The 1,518-nt window shown below is 69.7% G+C and carries 1 protein-coding gene; it reads left to right on the plus strand.

Translation table 11 applies throughout. The features are described from left to right. Window positions 1–110: 110 nt before the first annotated feature. The gene (locus tag ACERZO_RS50295; RefSeq protein WP_372673160.1) at window positions 111–1,505 is read left to right on the plus strand and encodes an IS4 family transposase; all 1,395 of its coding nucleotides are present in this window, start codon (window positions 111–113) and stop codon (window positions 1,503–1,505) included. Window positions 1,506–1,518 lie beyond the last annotated feature (13 nt).

The raw sequence follows: 1,518 nt of genomic DNA on the forward strand, positions 1-1,518 counted from the left end.
CAAGGCCGGGTAGTTAAGGCTGTGGGTGTGGTGTCAACCCCTGTGACATAAGGCAACGGAGCTTCCGCTAGAACATCGTCGACCAAGATCAACGTTCGGCGGGAGCTCCGTTGTCCGCGCAGTCTGCCACACCCCAGATCACCCGAGCCGCGACCGGCGTCTTCGCCCCCGGCCACCTCGGCGAACTCACCCAGATCGTGCCCTTCGACATGGTCGATGCAGTCCTGGCCGAATCAGCACCCACCGCGCAACAGCGGATACGGCTGCTCCCAGCCCGGGTCACGGTGTACTTCCTGCTCGCGATGACCCTGTTCCCCGAACTCGGCTACCGCGGCGTCTGGTCCACACTCACCGCCGGCCTGGGAAACCTGCACCCAGCGACCCCCACCGCCTCGGCATTACGCCAAGCCCGGTCCCGGATCGGCCCACGCCCACTGGCCGCACTGTTCACCCTGCTCGCCGGACCGATCGCCCGACCCCGCACTACGGGAGCCTGCTGGCGGGGTCTGCGACCGGTCGCCATCGACGGAACCGGCATCGCCATCCCCGACAGCGCACCCAACCGGGCCTGGACCGACAAATCCCGCACCGCCTCCCACCCCGACACCGGATATCCGCTGCTGCGGCTGGTGACCCTGATCGAATGCGGCACCCGCGCCCTGATCGCCGCGGTGTTCGGCAGCCCCGCCCACGGCGAACTGGCCTACGCCGACCAGCTCCTGCACCGGCTAGGCCCGGGCATGGTGCTGCTGGCCGACCGCAACTTCGACGCCGCCACCTTCCTCGCCCAGGTCGCCGGCACCGGCGCGGACCTGCTGATCCGGCTCAAAGCCAACCGCCGCCCACCCCTGACCGGCCGCCACCCCGACGGGTCGATCACCTCGGTCATCGGCGCCACCCCGGTCCGGATCATCGAGGCCCGCATCACCGTCACCACCGCCGACGGGACCCGCCGCAGCGAGCACTACCGGCTGGTCACCACCCTGCTCGACCCCGACCGTCATCCGGCCACCGACCTGCTCGAGCTCTACCACCAGCGCTGGGACGTCGAAACGGCCTACCTCGCCCTCAAACACACCCTGACCCGCGGGCGGGTCCTGCGTTCCCAGACCCCGGCCGGGGTCGAACAGGAACTCTGGGCGTTGCTGGTGACCTACCAGATCCTGCGGATCGCGATGACCGACGCCACCGACTCCCAGCCCGGCCTCGATCCCGACCGGGCCGGGTTCACCGTCGCCCTGCACGCGGCCCGCGACCAGGTCATCACCGCCCGGTCGGTGATCGCCGGCACCCACATCGACCTGGTCGGCACCATCGGCGCTCAGGTTCTGGCCAATCTGCTGCCTGCCCGCCGGGCACGCGTCTGCCCCCGACACGTCAAACGACCCCTGTCCCGCTACGCCTACAACAAGTCCCGCCAACCCCGGGCCTGTCTCAAGGCCACCATCGAGGTCACCGTCACCAACGCCGCCACGAGCCCCTTGACACGACCCACCCCGCCCTAACTACCCGGCCTTG

The organism is Amycolatopsis kentuckyensis (assembly GCF_041679295.1).
GTDB lineage: Bacteria > Actinomycetota > Actinomycetes > Mycobacteriales > Pseudonocardiaceae > Amycolatopsis > Amycolatopsis kentuckyensis_A.